Source organism: Pseudomonas migulae, from assembly GCF_024169315.1.
Taxonomy (GTDB): Bacteria; Pseudomonadota; Gammaproteobacteria; order Pseudomonadales; family Pseudomonadaceae; genus Aquipseudomonas; species Aquipseudomonas migulae_B.
This window is the reverse complement of the sequence record NZ_JALJWR010000001.1, coordinates 6,051,861-6,067,036: the sequence shown is the minus strand read 5'-3', so window position 1 is coordinate 6,067,036 and position 15,176 is coordinate 6,051,861. Positions and strand designations below refer to the sequence as shown.

The window sequence follows — 15,176 nt, the reverse complement described above, 5'->3', positions numbered from 1 at the left end:
GGCTTGTTCGGAGGGAAAAGGAACGTCCTTGTGGCGGGGGTCGATAACCAGCTTTACACTCAGACCACCGCCGCTACCATGGGTTCGCCATGTCGACATTAGATGAAGAAGATCGCCGCGAATACTACCGTATCGAGGACACGATCGCACTGGAAATTCGGCCCCTGTCCGCTCCCGAAGCCGCAGGCCAGGAAGTGTTGCAGGATGCTTCCCCACTCTTCAACCTGCTCAGCGAACTGCACCTGAGCGAATTCGAATCGCAACACCTGTTGCGCCAGATCAGCGAGCGCGACCGCAACCTCGCGGCGTTCCTGAAATCCCAGAACAAACGCATCGACCTGCTCAGCCAGGTGATCGCCATCACCGTGCTCGGACAGATCGGCGAGCCGCAACCCGTGATCATCTCCGAGGGTGGCATCGACTTCCAGCACCCGACACCGATTGCCGCGGGCACGCACCTGTCGGTGAAACTGGTGCTGATGCCGCAAGCCCTCGGCCTGTTGCTGCGGGCGCGTGTTACCCATTGCGATCGCAAGGGCGACGGCTACGACGTCGGCACCGAGTTCGAACGCCCAACCGATGCCCAGCGCCAACTGCTGGCCCGCTACATTTTGCAGAAGCAGGCCCAGGAACGACGTCTGGCCCGCGAAAACGAATCAGGTATTTAATCTTTTTAAGGAAGAACCGTGACCCTCATCTACGGCCATCGCGGCGCCAAGGGCGAAGCACCGGAAAACACCCTGACCAGCTTTCAGGAGTGCCTCAAGCACGGCGTACGCCGCTGCGAACTGGACCTGCATCTGTCCATGGACAACGAGTTGATGGTCATTCATGACCCGACCCTCAAGCGCACCACCGACCGGCGCGGCAAGGTGGTCGAGCACACCGCTGCCGAACTGGTGACCTACGACGCGCGCAAGGGCGGCCCGGGCTGGATCAAGCCATGCCCGATTCCCACGCTGGAAGAACTGTTCGAGAAATGCGACTTCGAGCACTGGCAGCTGGAAGTCAAAAGCGCTTCCCGCACCCGCGCCGCGACCACCGTGTTGGCGATTCGCGAAATGGCTCAGCGTTTTGGCATGCTCGACAAGGTCACCATCACCTCGAGTTCGCGAGAGGTGCTGAAAGCCGCGCTGGACTTGGTGCCGGACGTGTCCCGCGGGCTGGTGGCCGAATACGCCTGGCTCGACCCTTTGAAGGTCGCGCAAAGCTATGGCTGCGAGATTCTGGCGCTGAACTGGACCCTGTGTACGCCGGAACGCCTGCAGAAGGCGCAACGTCAGGGGTTGCATGTGTCGGTATGGACAGTCAACGAGCCCGCGCTGATGCGCAGACTCGCCGACTTCGGCGTTGACAGCCTGATTACAGACTTTCCCGGTTTGGCCAGCGCCACGCTCGAGAATTGCTGAAATCGGTCTCCCCGGCCGGCTCAGGCCACCGGCCGGAGCCGCTCAAAAAAGCCGGTTGAGGCCATCGTACGCCGCTACCCGATAGGCTTCGGCCATGGTCGGGTAGTTGAACGTCGTGTTGACGAAATACTTCAGCGTGTTCAGCTCACCCGGCTGGTTCATGATCGCCTGACCGATGTGGACGATTTCCGACGCCTGATAACCGAAGCAGTGAACACCCAGCACTTCCAGCGTCTCGCGGTGGAACAGGATCTTCAGCATGCCCTGGGGCTCGCCGGCGATCTGTGCTCGCGCCATGCTCTTGAAGAACGCCTTGCCCACTTCGTACGGCACCTTGGCCTGCGTCAGCTCTTGCTCGTTCTTGCCGATCGAGCTGATCTCGGGAATCGTGTAGATGCCGGTCGGTACGTCGTTGACGAAGCGCCAGCTACCGTTGTCGACGATGCTGCCAGCGGCCGAGCGGCCCTGGTCGTGCGCGGCACTGGCCAGGCTCGGCCAGCCGATCACGTCACCGGCACCGTAGATGTTCGGTACGCAGGTACGATAGGCCTCGTCGACTTCGATCTGGCCACGGCTGTTGACCTTGACGCCGATGTTTTCCAGACCCAACTGATCGGTATTACCGGTACGGCCGTTGCACCAGAGCAAGGCGTCGGCCTTGATCTTCTTGCCGGACTTGAGGTGCAGGATCACGCCGTTGTCCACGCCTTCGACGCGGTCGTAGTCTTCGTTGTGGCGAACCGTGATGTTGTTGTTGCTGAAGTGGTAGCTCAGCGCCTGGGAAATTTCCGAGTCGAGGAAGCTCAGCAACTGACCACGGTTATCCACCAGTTCGACCAGCACGCCCAGACCGCTGAAGATCGACGCGTATTCGCAACCGATCACGCCGGCGCCGTAAACGATGAGTTTACGCGGGGTGTGGCCGAGGCTGAGGATGGTGTCGCTATCGTAGATACGCGGGTGATGGAAATCGATGTCCGCCGGGCGATAAGGACGCGAACCGGTGGCGATGATGATGTGCTTGGCCACCAGTTTTTCGACCACGCCGTTGGCGCAGACCACTTCGATGGTTTGCTCGTCGGCGAAGCTGCCGGTGCCGAAGAACACGTCGACGCGGTTACGGGCGTAGTAGCCGGTGCGCGAAGCGACTTGTTTGGAAATGACTTTCTCGGCGCTTTTCAGCACGTCCGGAAACGAGAACCAGCGCGGCTCACCAATGGCCCGGAACATCGGGTTGGTGTTGAACTGCATGATCTGCCGGACCGAGTGACGCAGTGCCTTGGACGGGATGGTACCCAGGTGGGTGCTGTTGCCGCCGACCTGGCGACGGCTATCGACCATCGCCACCTTGCGCCCCGCTTTGGCGGCGTTCATTGCCGCGCCTTCTCCGGCCGGGCCGGAACCCAGCACCACCACGTCGTAGTTGTAGACAGCCATGCGTACTCCTCAGAACAGGCCGCGGCGCCCTCGGCACCTGCGGCTAAATCACGCCGAATCTGCGGCGTGAAGGAACAATTTGGGGCCAGTGCAGAACCCGGACACAGTCTATAGAAGCGTCAACGCCGGGCACATTAACCCTTGGTCGCGTCGTAGGCTACTTTTGCCTGCATTACAACGCCAGTCTTCAATGCGCAAATCGCCGCAATCATTCGGTTTTGCCGCCACTGAGGCGTTCAAAAGCCTGATTGGTTCGTGTGACGAAACCTGTATCGGCACGAATCACAAAGAATGCACCGATGTTGTGAGTTTGGGCATAGTCCCAACCCCGTTCAGGACCGAGAATCAGCAACAGCGTCGATAAGCCATCGGCCATCAACGCTGAAGGATGAATCACCGTGACTGACGCCAGGGCGTGTAAGACGGGCGCACCGGTGCGGGCATCAAGGGTGTGGGAATAACGCCTCCCATCCTGCTGGAAATAGTTGCGGTAGTCTCCGGAAGTGGACACGCCATAGCCGTCGACATTGATGATGCGCTGAGCCACTTGCTGATCATCGCGAGGCTCCTCCAACGCAATTTTCCAGGATGAACCGTCGAGTTTCTTGCCTGCTGCCTTGAGTTCGCCAGTGGCTTCGGCGAGGTAGTTGTGGATGCCCATGGCTTCGAGTCTTGCGGCAATGGTGTCGACCGCGTAGCCAGCCGCGATGCTATTGAAGTCGACCTCGACGGCCGCGTCCTTGCACAGCTGGTCACCGTCGATGCGCAAATGCTGATAACCGACTCGCTGGCGCACCTCCGCCAGCGCCTGGGCAGTGGGGACTTTTTCCTCTCGCGCCTGAGGTCCGAATCCCCAAATATTGAGCAGCGGTTCCACCGTAAGGTCGTAGGAGCCTTCGCTTTGCTCCGACAGCCGTTCACCAACGCGAACCAATTCGAGGACCGGCGCGGGCATTTTCTGACACCGACCGGCCGGCAATGCGTTGAAGCGTGCGGTGTCCGAGTCGCTGCGATAGGTCGAGAATTGTCGGTCCACTTCGGCGAGGATATTTTCTACTTCTGCCTGCACCGCTTTCGGCCCGGGCGTAGAGGAATGTCTTACGTACTGGATGGAATAACGACTGCCCATGGTCGGGCCGTCGAAGCGTTCCAGGCTGTCGCCGTTGCCACAACCGGCCAAAACGCCGGCCAGCACCACAAGTCCACTCCAGCGTCCAGTTAACAAATCTTCATCTCCCCCCAAAACCGCGCCCGCCATTATGGGCCTCAGAGCGCATGAGAGCGAGTTCTGCCAGCGCCCGCCAGCCAGACGCAAAACCTGTGGGAGCGAGCAGGCTCGCCCCCCCCGCAAGTGCAGCGTTTCAAAAGTTTTACCAGCGTGAGTACCTACCAATGCCTTCCAACACGAGCAACGGCAAAGCAATTTTTCGCGTCGTCAGCGGAAACTTCCTGGAGATGTTCGACTTCATGGTCTACGGCTTTTACGCCACGGCCATCGCCAAAACGTTCTTCCCCGCCGACAGCGCTTTCGCCTCCCTGATGTTATCGCTGGCCACGTTTGGCGCCGGCTTCCTCATGCGTCCGCTGGGTGCGATTTTCCTCGGCGCCTACATCGACCGTCATGGTCGTCGCAAAGGGTTGATCATCACCCTCGCGATGATGGCCGCGGGCACGGTGCTGATTGCCTGCGTGCCGGGTTACGCCACATTGGGCGTGGCTGCGCCGCTGCTCGTGCTGTTCGGTCGGCTGTTGCAAGGTTTCTCGGCCGGCGTGGAGCTGGGCGGTGTATCGGTGTATCTCGCAGAGATTTCCACACCGGGCCGCAAAGGCTTCTTCGTCAGCTGGCAGTCCGCCAGTCAGCAAGCGGCGGTGGTTTTCGCCGGTTTGTTGGGGGTTGCCTTGAACCACTGGCTCAGCCCGGAAGAAATGGGTGACTGGGGCTGGCGCGTGCCGTTCCTGATCGGCTGCATGATCGTGCCGGTGATCTTCGTGATTCGTCGTTCGCTGGAAGAAACGCCGGAGTTCCAGGCGCGAAAACACCATCCCACCCTGCGGGAAATCGTCCGCTCGATCGGTCAGAACTTTGGCATCGTGATCGCCGGCATGGCGTTAGTGGTGATGACCACGGTGTCGTTCTACCTGATCACGGCCTACACGCCGACCTTCGGCAAAGCCGAACTGCACTTGTCGGATCTGGATGCGTTGCTGGTGACGGTGTGCATCGGCCTGTCGAACTTCTTCTGGCTGCCAGTCATGGGCGCCGTGTCCGATAAGATCGGGCGTAAACCCTTGCTGCTGGCGGCGACTATTCTGGCGATCCTCACCGCTTACCCTGCCCTGTCGTGGCTGGTGGCGAACCCGAGCTTCAGCCATTTGCTGATCGTCGAATTATGGCTGTCGTTCCTGTATGGCTCGTACAACGGCGCCATGGTCGTGGCGCTGACCGAGATCATGCCGGTGGAAGTTCGTACGACAGGTTTCTCGCTTGCCTACAGCCTGGCGACGGCAACCTTCGGCGGGTTTACGCCCGCAGCCTGCACTTACCTGATCCATGTGCTGGACAACAAGGCTGCGCCGGGGATCTGGCTTAGTGGCGCGGCGGTGTTGGGGCTGATTGCGACGCTGGTGTTGTTCAAAGGCAATCGGCATGAGCTGCGGACTGCGCAAGCCGCTGTGGCACGCAGCGCCTGATAGATCGCCGTCGCGGGCAAGCCCGCTCCCACAGGGATCTGTTGCGCGAACACTATCGAGTGAACGCCACTGAACCTGTGGGAGCGGGCTTGCCCGCGATGAGGCCCGCACAGACAACACATCCATAACTGACCAAACCCCGAAAACAAAAACGCCCCGACCAAAGTCGGGGCGTTTTCATTTCCTGCTAAGGCTTAGCGTGGGAACGCTGGCGGGTTTACACCGGCCATGTCTTCCATCACGCGAACCACCTGGCAGCTGTAACCGAATTCGTTGTCGTACCAAACGTACAGAACAACGCGGTTGTCTTGGGTGATGGTTGCTTCAGCATCCACAACGCCTGCGTGGCGCGAGCCAACGAAGTCGGTGGAAACCACTTCCTGCGAATTGACGAAGTCGATTTGCTTGTGCAGATCGGAGTGCAACGCCATGTAGCGCAGGTACTCGTTCATCTCTTCACGGGTGGCGGCTTTCTCAAGGTTCAGGTTGAGAATGGCCATCGACACGTTCGGCGTCGGAACACGGATCGCGTTACCGGTCAGCTTGCCGGCCAGCTCAGGCAACGCCTTGGCAGCAGCGGTGGCAGCACCGGTCTCGGTGATCACCATGTTCAGCGCGGCGCTACGGCCACGGCGATCGCCCTTGTGGAAGTTGTCGATCAGGTTCTGGTCGTTGGTGTACGAGTGAACGGTTTCGACGTGACCGTTGATGATGCCGAACTTGTCATTCACAGCCTTGAGCACCGGCACGATGGCGTTGGTGGTGCAGGAAGCGGCGGACACGATCTTGTCTTCAGCGGTGATTTCACTGTGGTTGATGCCGTGAACGATGTTCTTCAGCTTGCCTTTGCCAGGCGCGGTCAGAACAACGCGGTCGATACCCGGGCACGCCAGGTGCTGACCCAGGCCTTCAGCGTCACGCCATACACCGGTGTTGTCCACCAGCAGCGCGTCTTTGATGCCGTACTGGGTGTAATCCACCTCGGTCGGGTTCTTCGCGTAGATCACCTGGATCAGGTTACCGTTGGCGGTGATGGTGTTGTTTTCTTCGTCGATGGTGATGGTGCCGTTGAACGAACCATGTACCGAATCGCGGCGCAGCAGGCTGGCGCGCTTGGTCAGGTCGTTCTCGGCGCCCTTGCGCACCACGATGGCACGCAGACGCAGGCCGTCGCCGCCACCGGTTTTTTCGATCAGGATGCGCGCCAGCAGACGGCCGATACGACCGAAGCCGTACAGGACAACGTCGGTGCCTTTGCGAGCGGAAGCGTTTTGCTGGCCAACCACGTCAGCCATTTCTTCACGGACGAACTGCTCGGCAGTGCGGCCATTGCCTTCGACGCGGAATTTGTACGCCAACTTGCCCAAGTCTACCGAAGCCGCTCCGAGCTTGAGCTCGCTCATGGCTTTCAGCAGAGGGAATGTTTCGTGGACGGAGAGTTCGCTATCGTCGGAAGAACGATGGCGAGCAAAGCGGTGAGCTTTGAGAATCGCGATGACAGACTGGTTGATCAGGCTGCGGCCATAGATCGAGCTCACCACGTTGTTATTGCGGTAGAGCTGACCGATAAGTGGAATCATCGCTTCTGCGAGTGCTTCACGGTCGATCCATTCACCAAGACACTGGTCGGGCTTCTGAGTCACGGGAACCTTCCACATGTAGGGGCAGAAAAAAGGGGCTACATTATGCCGCCGAGTGCCGCGCGTAGCAATGCGCGCCTGTCGTGCGATCCGTAACAAATTTCCGTTCAAAAAAATCACGCACCGTTAAAGCCCAGTAAAACCGGGGCTTCCAGCGCAGTCAATTTTTTGGAGATACCGCTGTCTTATCCGTAACCCTCCGTAACACCCGACCGTTTTGCCACTACATAATCGGCAAATTTCAGTAAAAAACCGGCGTTTTTTGTCTTTACCACTACATTTCGCCAAACCTGCGTAATAGACACAGTCAGCAACTGACAGGCGGCACCCGGGACCGCTACAATTACCGACTTTGTCGCAACGCTTGGAGCTCAACCTTCCGTGCCCGTTCTGCGTCTACCGCTTCTCCCTGCCGCGGCAGGTAAACAGCACTGGGGCAACCTGCCCGGTGCCGCCCTGAGCCTGGCCATCGCCGAGGCTGCCAGCGCTGCCAAGCGCTTTACCCTGCTGCTGACTGCCGACAGCCAAAGTGCCGAACGGCTGGAACAGGAGCTGAGTTTCTTCGCCCCGGATTTGCCAGTGCTGCACTTCCCGGACTGGGAAACCCTGCCGTACGATCTGTTTTCGCCACACCAGGACATCATTTCCCAGCGCATCGCGGCTTTATACAGGCTGCCGGAGCTGAGTCATGGCGTATTGGTGGTGCCGATCACCACAGCCCTGCATCGCCTGGCGCCGACCAAATTCCTGCTCGGCAGCAGCCTTGTGCTGGACGTCGGCCAGAAGCTCGATGTCGAGCAGATGCGCACCCGGCTTGAGGCCAGCGGCTATCGCTACGTCGACACGGTGTACGAGCACGGTGAGTTCACCGTCCGCGGCTCGCTGATCGATCTGTTTCCGATGGGCAGCAAACTGCCGTTCCGGATCGACCTGTTCGACGACGAAATCGAGACGCTGCGGACCTTCGATCCGGAAAACCAGCGTTCCATCGACAAGGTGGACACCGTTCGCCTGTTGCCGGCCCGTGAGTTTCCGCTGCAAAAAGACGCGGTCACCCGTTTCAAGGCGCGCTTCCGTGAGCGCTTCGATGTCGACTTCCGTCGTTGCCCGATCTTCCAGGACCTGAGCAGCGGAATTACACCGGCGGGTATCGAGTACTACCTGCCGCTGTTCTTCGACGAAACGTCCACGCTGTTCGATTACCTGCCCCAGGACACCCAGGTGTTCTCACTGCCGGGCATCGAGCAGGCGGCGGAAAACTTCTGGAACGATGTGCGCAACCGTTATGAAGAGCGCCGCGTCGATCCTTCTCGTCCTTTATTGCCGCCGGCCGAACTGTTCTTGCCTGTGGAGGATTGCTTTGCCCGGCTGAAAAGCTGGCCGCGTGTGGTGGCCAGTCAACAGGACGTTGAAACCGGTGTCGGCCGCGAGCGCTTCCCGGCGCGGGAGTTGCCGAACCTGGCGATCGAGGCCAAGGCAACGCAACCACTGGCGGCGCTGGCTGGCTTCCTCGACGAATTCCCCGGTCGCGTGCTGTTCACCGCGGAGTCCGCGGGCCGTCGTGAAGTGCTGCTGGAACTGCTGGAGCGCCTGAAGCTGCGGCCGAAAACCGTCGACAGCTGGCCGGACTTCGTCGCGAGCAAGGAACGCCTGGCGATTACCATTGCGCCGCTCGACGAAGGCCTGGTGCTCGACGACCCGGCCCTCGCGCTGGTGGCTGAAAGCCCGTTATTCGGTCAGCGTGTCATGCAGCGCCGTCGCCGCGAGAAGCGCGCCGACGCCAACAACGACGCCGTCATCAAGAACCTCACCGAGTTGCGCGAAGGCGCGCCGGTGGTGCACATCGATCACGGCGTCGGTCGTTATCTCGGTCTTGCGACGCTGGAAATCGACGACCAGGCTGCCGAGTTCCTCACACTGCAATACGCCGAAGGCGCCAAGCTTTATGTGCCGGTCGCCAACTTGCACTTGATCGCCCGGTATACCGGCAGCGACGATGCCCTGGCGCCGTTGCACCGTCTGGGCTCGGAAACCTGGCAGAAAGCCAAACGCAAAGCCGCCGAACAGGTGCGCGACGTGGCGGCCGAATTGCTCGACATCTATGCCCGCCGAGCCGCTCGCGAAGGATATGCCTTCGAAGACCCGAAAGCCGATTACGCCACCTTCAGCGCCGGTTTCCCGTTCGAAGAAACCCCGGACCAGCAAACCACCATCGATGCGGTGCGTGCCGACATGCTCGCACCGAAGCCGATGGACCGACTGGTCTGCGGCGACGTCGGTTTCGGCAAGACCGAAGTGGCCATGCGCGCAGCGTTCATTGCCGTGCATGGTGGCCGCCAGGTGGCGATTCTGGTGCCGACCACCCTCCTCGCCCAGCAGCACTACAACAGCTTCCGCGACCGCTTCGCCGACTGGCCGGTGACCGTGGAAGTGATGAGCCGCTTCAAGTCGACCAAGGAAGTCAACGCTGCGGTGGCGGACCTCGCCGAAGGCAAGATCGACATTGTCATCGGCACGCACAAACTGCTGCAAGACGATGTAAAGATCAAAAACCTCGGGCTGGTGATCATCGACGAAGAACACCGTTTCGGTGTCCGTCAGAAAGAACAGCTCAAGGCCCTGCGCAGCGAAGTCGACATCCTCACGCTTACCGCCACGCCGATTCCGCGCACGCTGAACATGGCGGTGTCGGGCATGCGCGACCTGTCGATCATCGCCACGCCACCGGCCCGTCGCCTGTCGGTGCGGACCTTCGTCATGGAGCAGAACAAGAGCACGGTCAAAGAGGCCTTGCTGCGTGAGTTGCTGCGTGGCGGGCAGGTCTACTACCTGCACAACGACGTGAAGACCATCGAGAAATGCGCCGCCGACCTCGCCGAACTGGTGCCGGAAGCGCGGATCGGCATCGGCCACGGGCAGATGCGCGAACGCGAACTCGAACAGGTGATGAGCGACTTCTACCACAAGCGCTTCAACGTGCTGATCGCCTCGACCATCATCGAGACCGGCATCGACGTGCCGAGCGCCAACACCATCATCATCGAGCGTGCCGACAAATTCGGGCTGGCGCAGCTGCACCAGTTGCGTGGCCGCGTCGGTCGCAGTCACCACCAGGCTTACGCGTACCTGCTGACACCACCGCGCCAGCAAATCACTCCGGACGCAGAAAAGCGCCTGGAAGCGATCGCCAACACCCAGGACCTCGGAGCAGGCTTCGTGCTCGCCACCAACGACCTGGAAATCCGTGGCGCCGGCGAACTGCTGGGCGACGGCCAGAGCGGGCAGATCCAGGCCGTCGGTTTCACCTTGTATATGGAGATGCTCGAACGCGCGGTGAAGTCGATCCGCAAGGGTGAACAGCCGAATCTCGATCAGCCGCTGGGCGGTGGCCCGGAAGTCAACTTGCGTGTGCCGGCGTTGATTCCCGAAGACTACTTGCCGGACGTGCATGCCCGACTGATCCTGTACAAACGCATTGCCTCGGCCACCGATGAGGATGGCCTCAAGGACCTGCAAGTGGAGATGATCGATCGTTTCGGCCTGCTGCCGGAGCCGACCAAGAACCTGATGCGCATCACGGCGCTGAAGTTGCAGGCCGAACTGCTGGGCATCAAGAAAGTCGATGGTGGCCCGCAAGGCGGTCGAATCGAGTTCGCGGCGCAGACGCCGGTCGATCCGCTGACACTGATCAAACTGATTCAGGGTCAACCAAAACGCTACAAATTCGAAGGCGCCACGATGTTTAAATTCATGGTGCCGATGGAGCGCCCGGAAGAGCGCTTTAATACTGTAGAGGCACTGCTTGAATGCCTCATTCCGAAAACTGCTTGAAGGACGCCGCATGCGCCTGTTTCGCTCACTGACTTTGCTGATGACCCTGGCCGCCCCCACAGCGTTTGCCGATGACCTGTATCAGGTTGAAATGATCTTGGTGCGGCAGAACGCCGTACCTGCCATTGTCAGCAAAGCCGCACCGGAAGACTGGGCTGCCGGTGCCCAGCGCATCAGTCCCGACAGCTTTCGCACGCCGAGCCTGAATCCCGAGGTGGAAAAGCTCACCGCCAGTAATGAATATTCGGTGTTGCTGCACAAGGCATGGCAGCAATCGCTCGGTGAAGAAGCCACGAAAGTTGCGATCAGCGAGGGCACCGAACAATTTGGCCAGTTCCCGATCGAGGGCACTTTGAGCTTGAAACTGGGGCGTTTCACCGACGTCGACGCCGACTTCTGGGTCAACCAGATCGACGCCAACGGTATGGTCACCAACAGCGAACGCCTCAAACAGGAAAGCCACACCAAGAACGGCCAGCTGAACTTCCTCGACAACGGCCACCTCGGCCTGCTGATCAAGATCACCTCGCTCACCGCCCCTGCGCCTCGGCCAGTCCCCGATGAAATACCGGACTGATTGAAGTCCTTATGCCTGCGACCCTGAGCAAACCCCTGGCACCTTCATGGGTCAGCCGATTCAAGGAACAAAGCCTGGAGCGTGGCCGCCGCTACGCCCTGGAGAACCGCGTCAGGATCGTCGAGGTCGGCGACGCCACGATCACAGCCGCTTGCGAAGGCTCTGGCGGTAACGTTTACCGTCAGACCATTCGCCTGCGCGAGTCGGCCAAATCCACCTTGCTGATGGTCGACGCCACGTGCACCTGCCCCGTCCGCAGCAACTGCAAACATTGCGCAGCGGTGCTACTGAAAGTGCAGGAAACCCTCGCCTACCCCGCCGCCGCGCAAGACGCCGAACTGCTGGAAAAACTTCAGGCGGTACTGGAAAACCGCAGCCCCAAGGCACCACCACAAGTTCTGGTGGACAACGTGCAACCGGTACCGCGCCTGTGGCTGGCGAGCATCGAGTTCAGCGCCTTCGAACCGCGCAACGGCAAGATGCAGCGCTACATTCAGCATCGTGCAGCGCTGTCCTTCAGTTATCTGGATGAATACGTCAGCGGACAGAAAAACGCCGACATCCTGATTCGTCAGGAGACACAGACCTTACGGATAAAACGCCACCCGGAAGTCGAACAAGCCTACAGGGAACAACTGCGAATCCTCGGTTTCAAGGTCGCCACCCGTCAAAGTAAAGCCCTGCCGGAAAGCGCCGGTGAACTCTACGAGATGGTCAACGACAGCGCCTGGCTGACCTTCACCCTCAACGAATTGCCGAAGCTGCGTACTCAAGGCTGGGAATTGCAGATCGATGAAGATTTCGGTTTCGACCTGACCGCCGTGGACGACTGGTACGCCACCGTGGAGCAGGCGCCGGAGCGCGACTGGTTTGATCTGGAACTGGGGATCATCGTCAACGGCGAGCGGCTGAGCCTGCTGCCCATCCTGCTGAACCTGATGCGCTCCCACACCGAAATCCTCAATCCGGAACGCCTCGCCCGGCGCCGTGACGACGAGTTGATTTTGGTGAACATCCCCCATCGCCCGAACTCCGAGCATGGGCCGTTGCAAGTCGCTCTGCCGTTCGGCCGCTTGAAACCGGTACTGGCGACTCTCGGCGAGTTCTACCTGCAGGAACCCGGCGAGACCACGCTGCGCCTGAGCAAGGCCGACGCCACGCGCCTGAACCCGCTGGAAGACCTGCCGCTGCTCTGGGAAGGTGGCGAGCAGATCCGCACGTTTGCCCAGCGCCTGCGGGACATCAAGGATTACACCGCGACGGCACCGGAAGGCTTGAACGCAACCTTGCGTCCGTATCAGCTGGAAGGCTTGAGCTGGATGCAATCGCTGCGGCAACTGGAGGTCGGCGGGATTCTCGCGGACGACATGGGTCTGGGCAAAACCCTACAGACCCTGGCACACGTTCTCAGCGAGAAAATCGCTGGACGCCTCGACCGACCTTGCATGGTCGTGATGCCCACCAGCCTGATCCCGAACTGGCTCGACGAAGCAGCGCACTTCACGCCACAACTCAAAGTGCTGGCGCTGTACGGCGCCAGTCGCAAGAAGCATTTCGACACACTGGCCGATTACGACCTGATCCTGACCACCTATGCGCTGCTGCCCAAAGACGTCGAACGCCTGGCCGCACAGCCGTTGCACGTACTGGTGCTGGACGAAGCGCAGTACATAAAAAACCCCAACAGCAAGGCCGCCCAGGCTGCGCGCGAACTGAATGCGCGCCAGCGCCTGTGCCTGAGTGGTACGCCGCTGGAAAACCACCTGGGTGAACTGTGGTCGCTGTTTCACTTCCTGCTGCCCGGCTGGCTCGGCGATGTGAAAAGCTTCAACCGCGATTACCGCGTGCCGATTGAAAAGCGCGCCAGCGAGGTGCGACTTCAGCACTTGAACGGTCGGATCAAACCGTTTCTGTTGCGCAGGACCAAAGAGCAGGTGGCGACGGAGTTGCCGCCGAAGACTGAGATCATCCACTGGGTCGAGCTCAACGAAGCCCAACGCGATGTGTACGAAACCATGCGCCTGGCCATGGACAAGAAGGTTCGCGACGAAATCACCCGCAAGGGCGTGGCGCGCAGCCAGATCATCATTCTTGAGGCGCTGCTGAAGCTGCGTCAGGTGTGCTGCGATTTGCGCCTGGTCAACGATGCTGCGCTGCCGGCTCGCGGAAGCACCTCGGGCAAGCTCGACAGCCTCATGGAAATGCTGGAGGAATTGTTCGAGGAAGGTCGGCGGATCCTGCTGTTTTCTCAGTTCACGTCGATGCTCGCGTTGATCGAGGTCGAACTGAAGAAACGCGGTGTCGAATATGCGCTGTTGACCGGACAGACCCGTGACCGACGTGCGCCGGTGAAGGAATTCCAGAGCGGAAAGCGTCAGATCTTTCTGATCAGTTTGAAGGCCGGTGGTGTGGGTCTGAACCTGACCGAGGCGGACACGGTGATTCACTACGACCCTTGGTGGAACCCGGCGACGGAAAACCAGGCGACTGACCGTGCGTACCGCATTGGCCAGGAGAAACCGGTGTTCGTCTACAAGATGATTGCCCGAGGCACGGTGGAAGAGAAGATTCAGCACCTGCAGAAAGAAAAATCCGACCTCGCGGCGGGCGTGCTGGATGGGCGCAAGGCCGGGGACTGGAAGTTGCAGAGTGATGATATTGAGGCGTTGTTTGCGCCGTTGCCGGAAAAGCTGGAGAAGCGCTGAGATCTTTGGCGTTTATCAGATTGCCTTCGCGGGCAAGCCTCGCTCCTGCAGGCTTTGTGTTGATCGCGGTATTTGCGACCGATTCGGAACCTGTAGGAGCGAGGCTTGCCCGCGAAGGGGTCGACTCGGAATACAGCCTGACTCAGCCCTTAAGCACCCGCGCCAAGGTCGACTTAACCTTGCCCATCCCGTCATGCAACGCCTGCTCGATCTCGGCCATGGTGATCACCGCCGTCGACTTGCCCGCCGCCGGGTTCACCACCAGCGCCAGGCAGGCGTAATCCAGTTCCAGCTCGCGCGCCAATGCGGCTTCCGGCATGCCGGTCATGCCGACGATGTCGCAACCGTCACGTTCCAGACGCGCAATTTCCGCCACCGTTTCCAGACGCGGCCCTTGGGTGCAGGCATACACACCATGACTGCTGTAGCCGACGCCTTCGGCCGCCAGTGCTGCAATCAATTGCTGACGCAGCGGCTCGCTGTAGGGATAGCTGAAGTCGATGTGAGTGACCTGCTCCAGATCATCGGCAAAGTAGGTGTGTTCGCGACCACTGGTGTAGTCGATCAGCTGATGTGGCACGCAGAAATGCCCGGTGCCCATCGCCGAATGAATGCCGCCCACGGCATTGACCGCGAGAATGGCTTCGGCGCCGGCCTGTTTCAATGCCCAGAGATTGGCGCGGTAGTTCACCTGATGCGGCGGGAAGCGGTGCGGGTGACCGTGACGCGCGAGGAACAGCACTTCCTTGCCAGCGTATTCACCGATCTGCACTTCGGCCGAAGGCGCGCCGTAAGGAGTGTCCACCGCGAGTGACTGACGAATGCTCAGGCCTTCGAGTTGAGTCAGGCCGGTGCCACCGATAATCGCGTAAACCGTCATAACGTA

Annotated in this window: 10 protein-coding genes; 6 read left to right on the top strand and 4 right to left on the bottom strand. The window is 60.2% G+C overall.

Annotation, left to right across the window (positions count from 1 at the left end; genetic code table 11):
• The first annotated feature begins 89 nt into the window (after window positions 1-89).
• Window positions 90-668, top strand: a complete 579-nt coding sequence (locus J2Y86_RS27865) for a PilZ domain-containing protein (protein WP_253439139.1) — start codon at window positions 90-92, stop codon at window positions 666-668.
• Window positions 669-686: 18 nt separating this feature from the next.
• Window positions 687-1,409: a glycerophosphodiester phosphodiesterase gene (locus tag J2Y86_RS27860; protein ID WP_253439136.1), complete on the top strand. Its 723-nt coding sequence runs from the start codon at window positions 687-689 to the stop codon at window positions 1,407-1,409.
• A 42-nt stretch (window positions 1,410-1,451) separates the two neighbouring features.
• Here J2Y86_RS27860 and sthA read toward each other — a convergent pair whose 3' ends face one another.
• On the bottom strand, window positions 1,452-2,846 hold the full coding sequence (gene sthA, locus J2Y86_RS27855; protein ID WP_253439133.1) for a Si-specific NAD(P)(+) transhydrogenase: 1,395 nt from the start codon (window positions 2,844-2,846) through the stop codon (window positions 1,452-1,454).
• Window positions 2,847-3,054: 208 nt separating this feature from the next.
• A complete protein-coding gene (locus tag J2Y86_RS27850) occupies window positions 3,055-4,104 on the bottom strand; it encodes an FAD:protein FMN transferase (RefSeq protein ID WP_253439130.1) in 1,050 nt (349 codons plus the stop codon).
• Between the two features lie 134 nt (window positions 4,105-4,238).
• Between J2Y86_RS27850 and J2Y86_RS27845 the strand changes: the two genes are divergently transcribed.
• The gene (locus tag J2Y86_RS27845; RefSeq protein ID WP_253439127.1) at window positions 4,239-5,537 is read left to right on the top strand and encodes an MFS transporter; all 1,299 of its coding nucleotides are present in this window, start codon (window positions 4,239-4,241) and stop codon (window positions 5,535-5,537) included.
• Window positions 5,538-5,731: 194 nt separating this feature from the next.
• Here the strand turns inward: J2Y86_RS27845 and J2Y86_RS27840 are convergent, their stop codons facing one another.
• Window positions 5,732-7,195, bottom strand: coding sequence for a glyceraldehyde-3-phosphate dehydrogenase (locus J2Y86_RS27840; RefSeq protein ID WP_253439123.1), 1,464 nt, complete (start codon window positions 7,193-7,195; stop codon window positions 5,732-5,734).
• A gap of 363 nt (window positions 7,196-7,558) precedes the next feature.
• Here J2Y86_RS27840 and mfd point away from each other — a divergent pair, with 363 nt between their 5' ends.
• From mfd to J2Y86_RS27825, 3 genes are read left to right on the top strand one after another with little or no spacing between them, the layout of a single operon-like run.
• Window positions 7,559-11,008 (top strand): transcription-repair coupling factor, encoded by a 3,450-nt coding sequence (gene mfd / locus J2Y86_RS27835; protein ID WP_253439120.1) that lies wholly within the window; start codon window positions 7,559-7,561, stop codon window positions 11,006-11,008.
• Window positions 11,009-11,018: 10 nt separating this feature from the next.
• Window positions 11,019-11,585: a CsiV family protein gene (locus J2Y86_RS27830; protein WP_253439116.1), complete on the top strand. Its 567-nt coding sequence runs from the start codon at window positions 11,019-11,021 to the stop codon at window positions 11,583-11,585.
• Window positions 11,586-11,596: 11 nt separating this feature from the next.
• Window positions 11,597-14,290 (top strand): DEAD/DEAH box helicase, encoded by a 2,694-nt coding sequence (locus J2Y86_RS27825; protein ID WP_253439113.1) that lies wholly within the window; start codon window positions 11,597-11,599, stop codon window positions 14,288-14,290.
• 142 nt (window positions 14,291-14,432) lie between these two features.
• On the opposite strand, the gene J2Y86_RS27820 is transcribed toward J2Y86_RS27825, so the two are convergent.
• Window positions 14,433-15,170: an S-methyl-5'-thioinosine phosphorylase gene (locus J2Y86_RS27820; RefSeq protein WP_034147894.1), complete on the bottom strand. Its 738-nt coding sequence runs from the start codon at window positions 15,168-15,170 to the stop codon at window positions 14,433-14,435.
• Window positions 15,171-15,176: the final 6 nt, after the last annotated feature.

What these genes read in the sequence shown, in the direction of transcription:
- J2Y86_RS27820 (WP_034147894.1), bottom strand. Translation starts at nt 15,170, where the DNA reads ATGACGGTTTACGCGATTATCGGTGGCACCGGCCTGACTCAACTCGAA.
- sthA (WP_253439133.1), bottom strand. Translation starts at nt 2,846, where the DNA reads ATGGCTGTCTACAACTACGACGTGGTGGTGCTGGGTTCCGGCCCGGCC.
- J2Y86_RS27825 (WP_253439113.1), top strand. Translation starts at nt 11,597, where the DNA reads ATGCCTGCGACCCTGAGCAAACCCCTGGCACCTTCATGGGTCAGCCGA.
- J2Y86_RS27845 (WP_253439127.1), top strand. Translation starts at nt 4,239, where the DNA reads ATGCCTTCCAACACGAGCAACGGCAAAGCAATTTTTCGCGTCGTCAGC.
- J2Y86_RS27865 (WP_253439139.1), top strand. Translation starts at nt 90, where the DNA reads ATGTCGACATTAGATGAAGAAGATCGCCGCGAATACTACCGTATCGAG.
- J2Y86_RS27830 (WP_253439116.1), top strand. Translation starts at nt 11,019, where the DNA reads ATGCGCCTGTTTCGCTCACTGACTTTGCTGATGACCCTGGCCGCCCCC.
- J2Y86_RS27840 (WP_253439123.1), bottom strand. Translation starts at nt 7,195, where the DNA reads ATGTGGAAGGTTCCCGTGACTCAGAAGCCCGACCAGTGTCTTGGTGAA.
- J2Y86_RS27850 (WP_253439130.1), bottom strand. Translation starts at nt 4,104, where the DNA reads ATGGCGGGCGCGGTTTTGGGGGGAGATGAAGATTTGTTAACTGGACGC.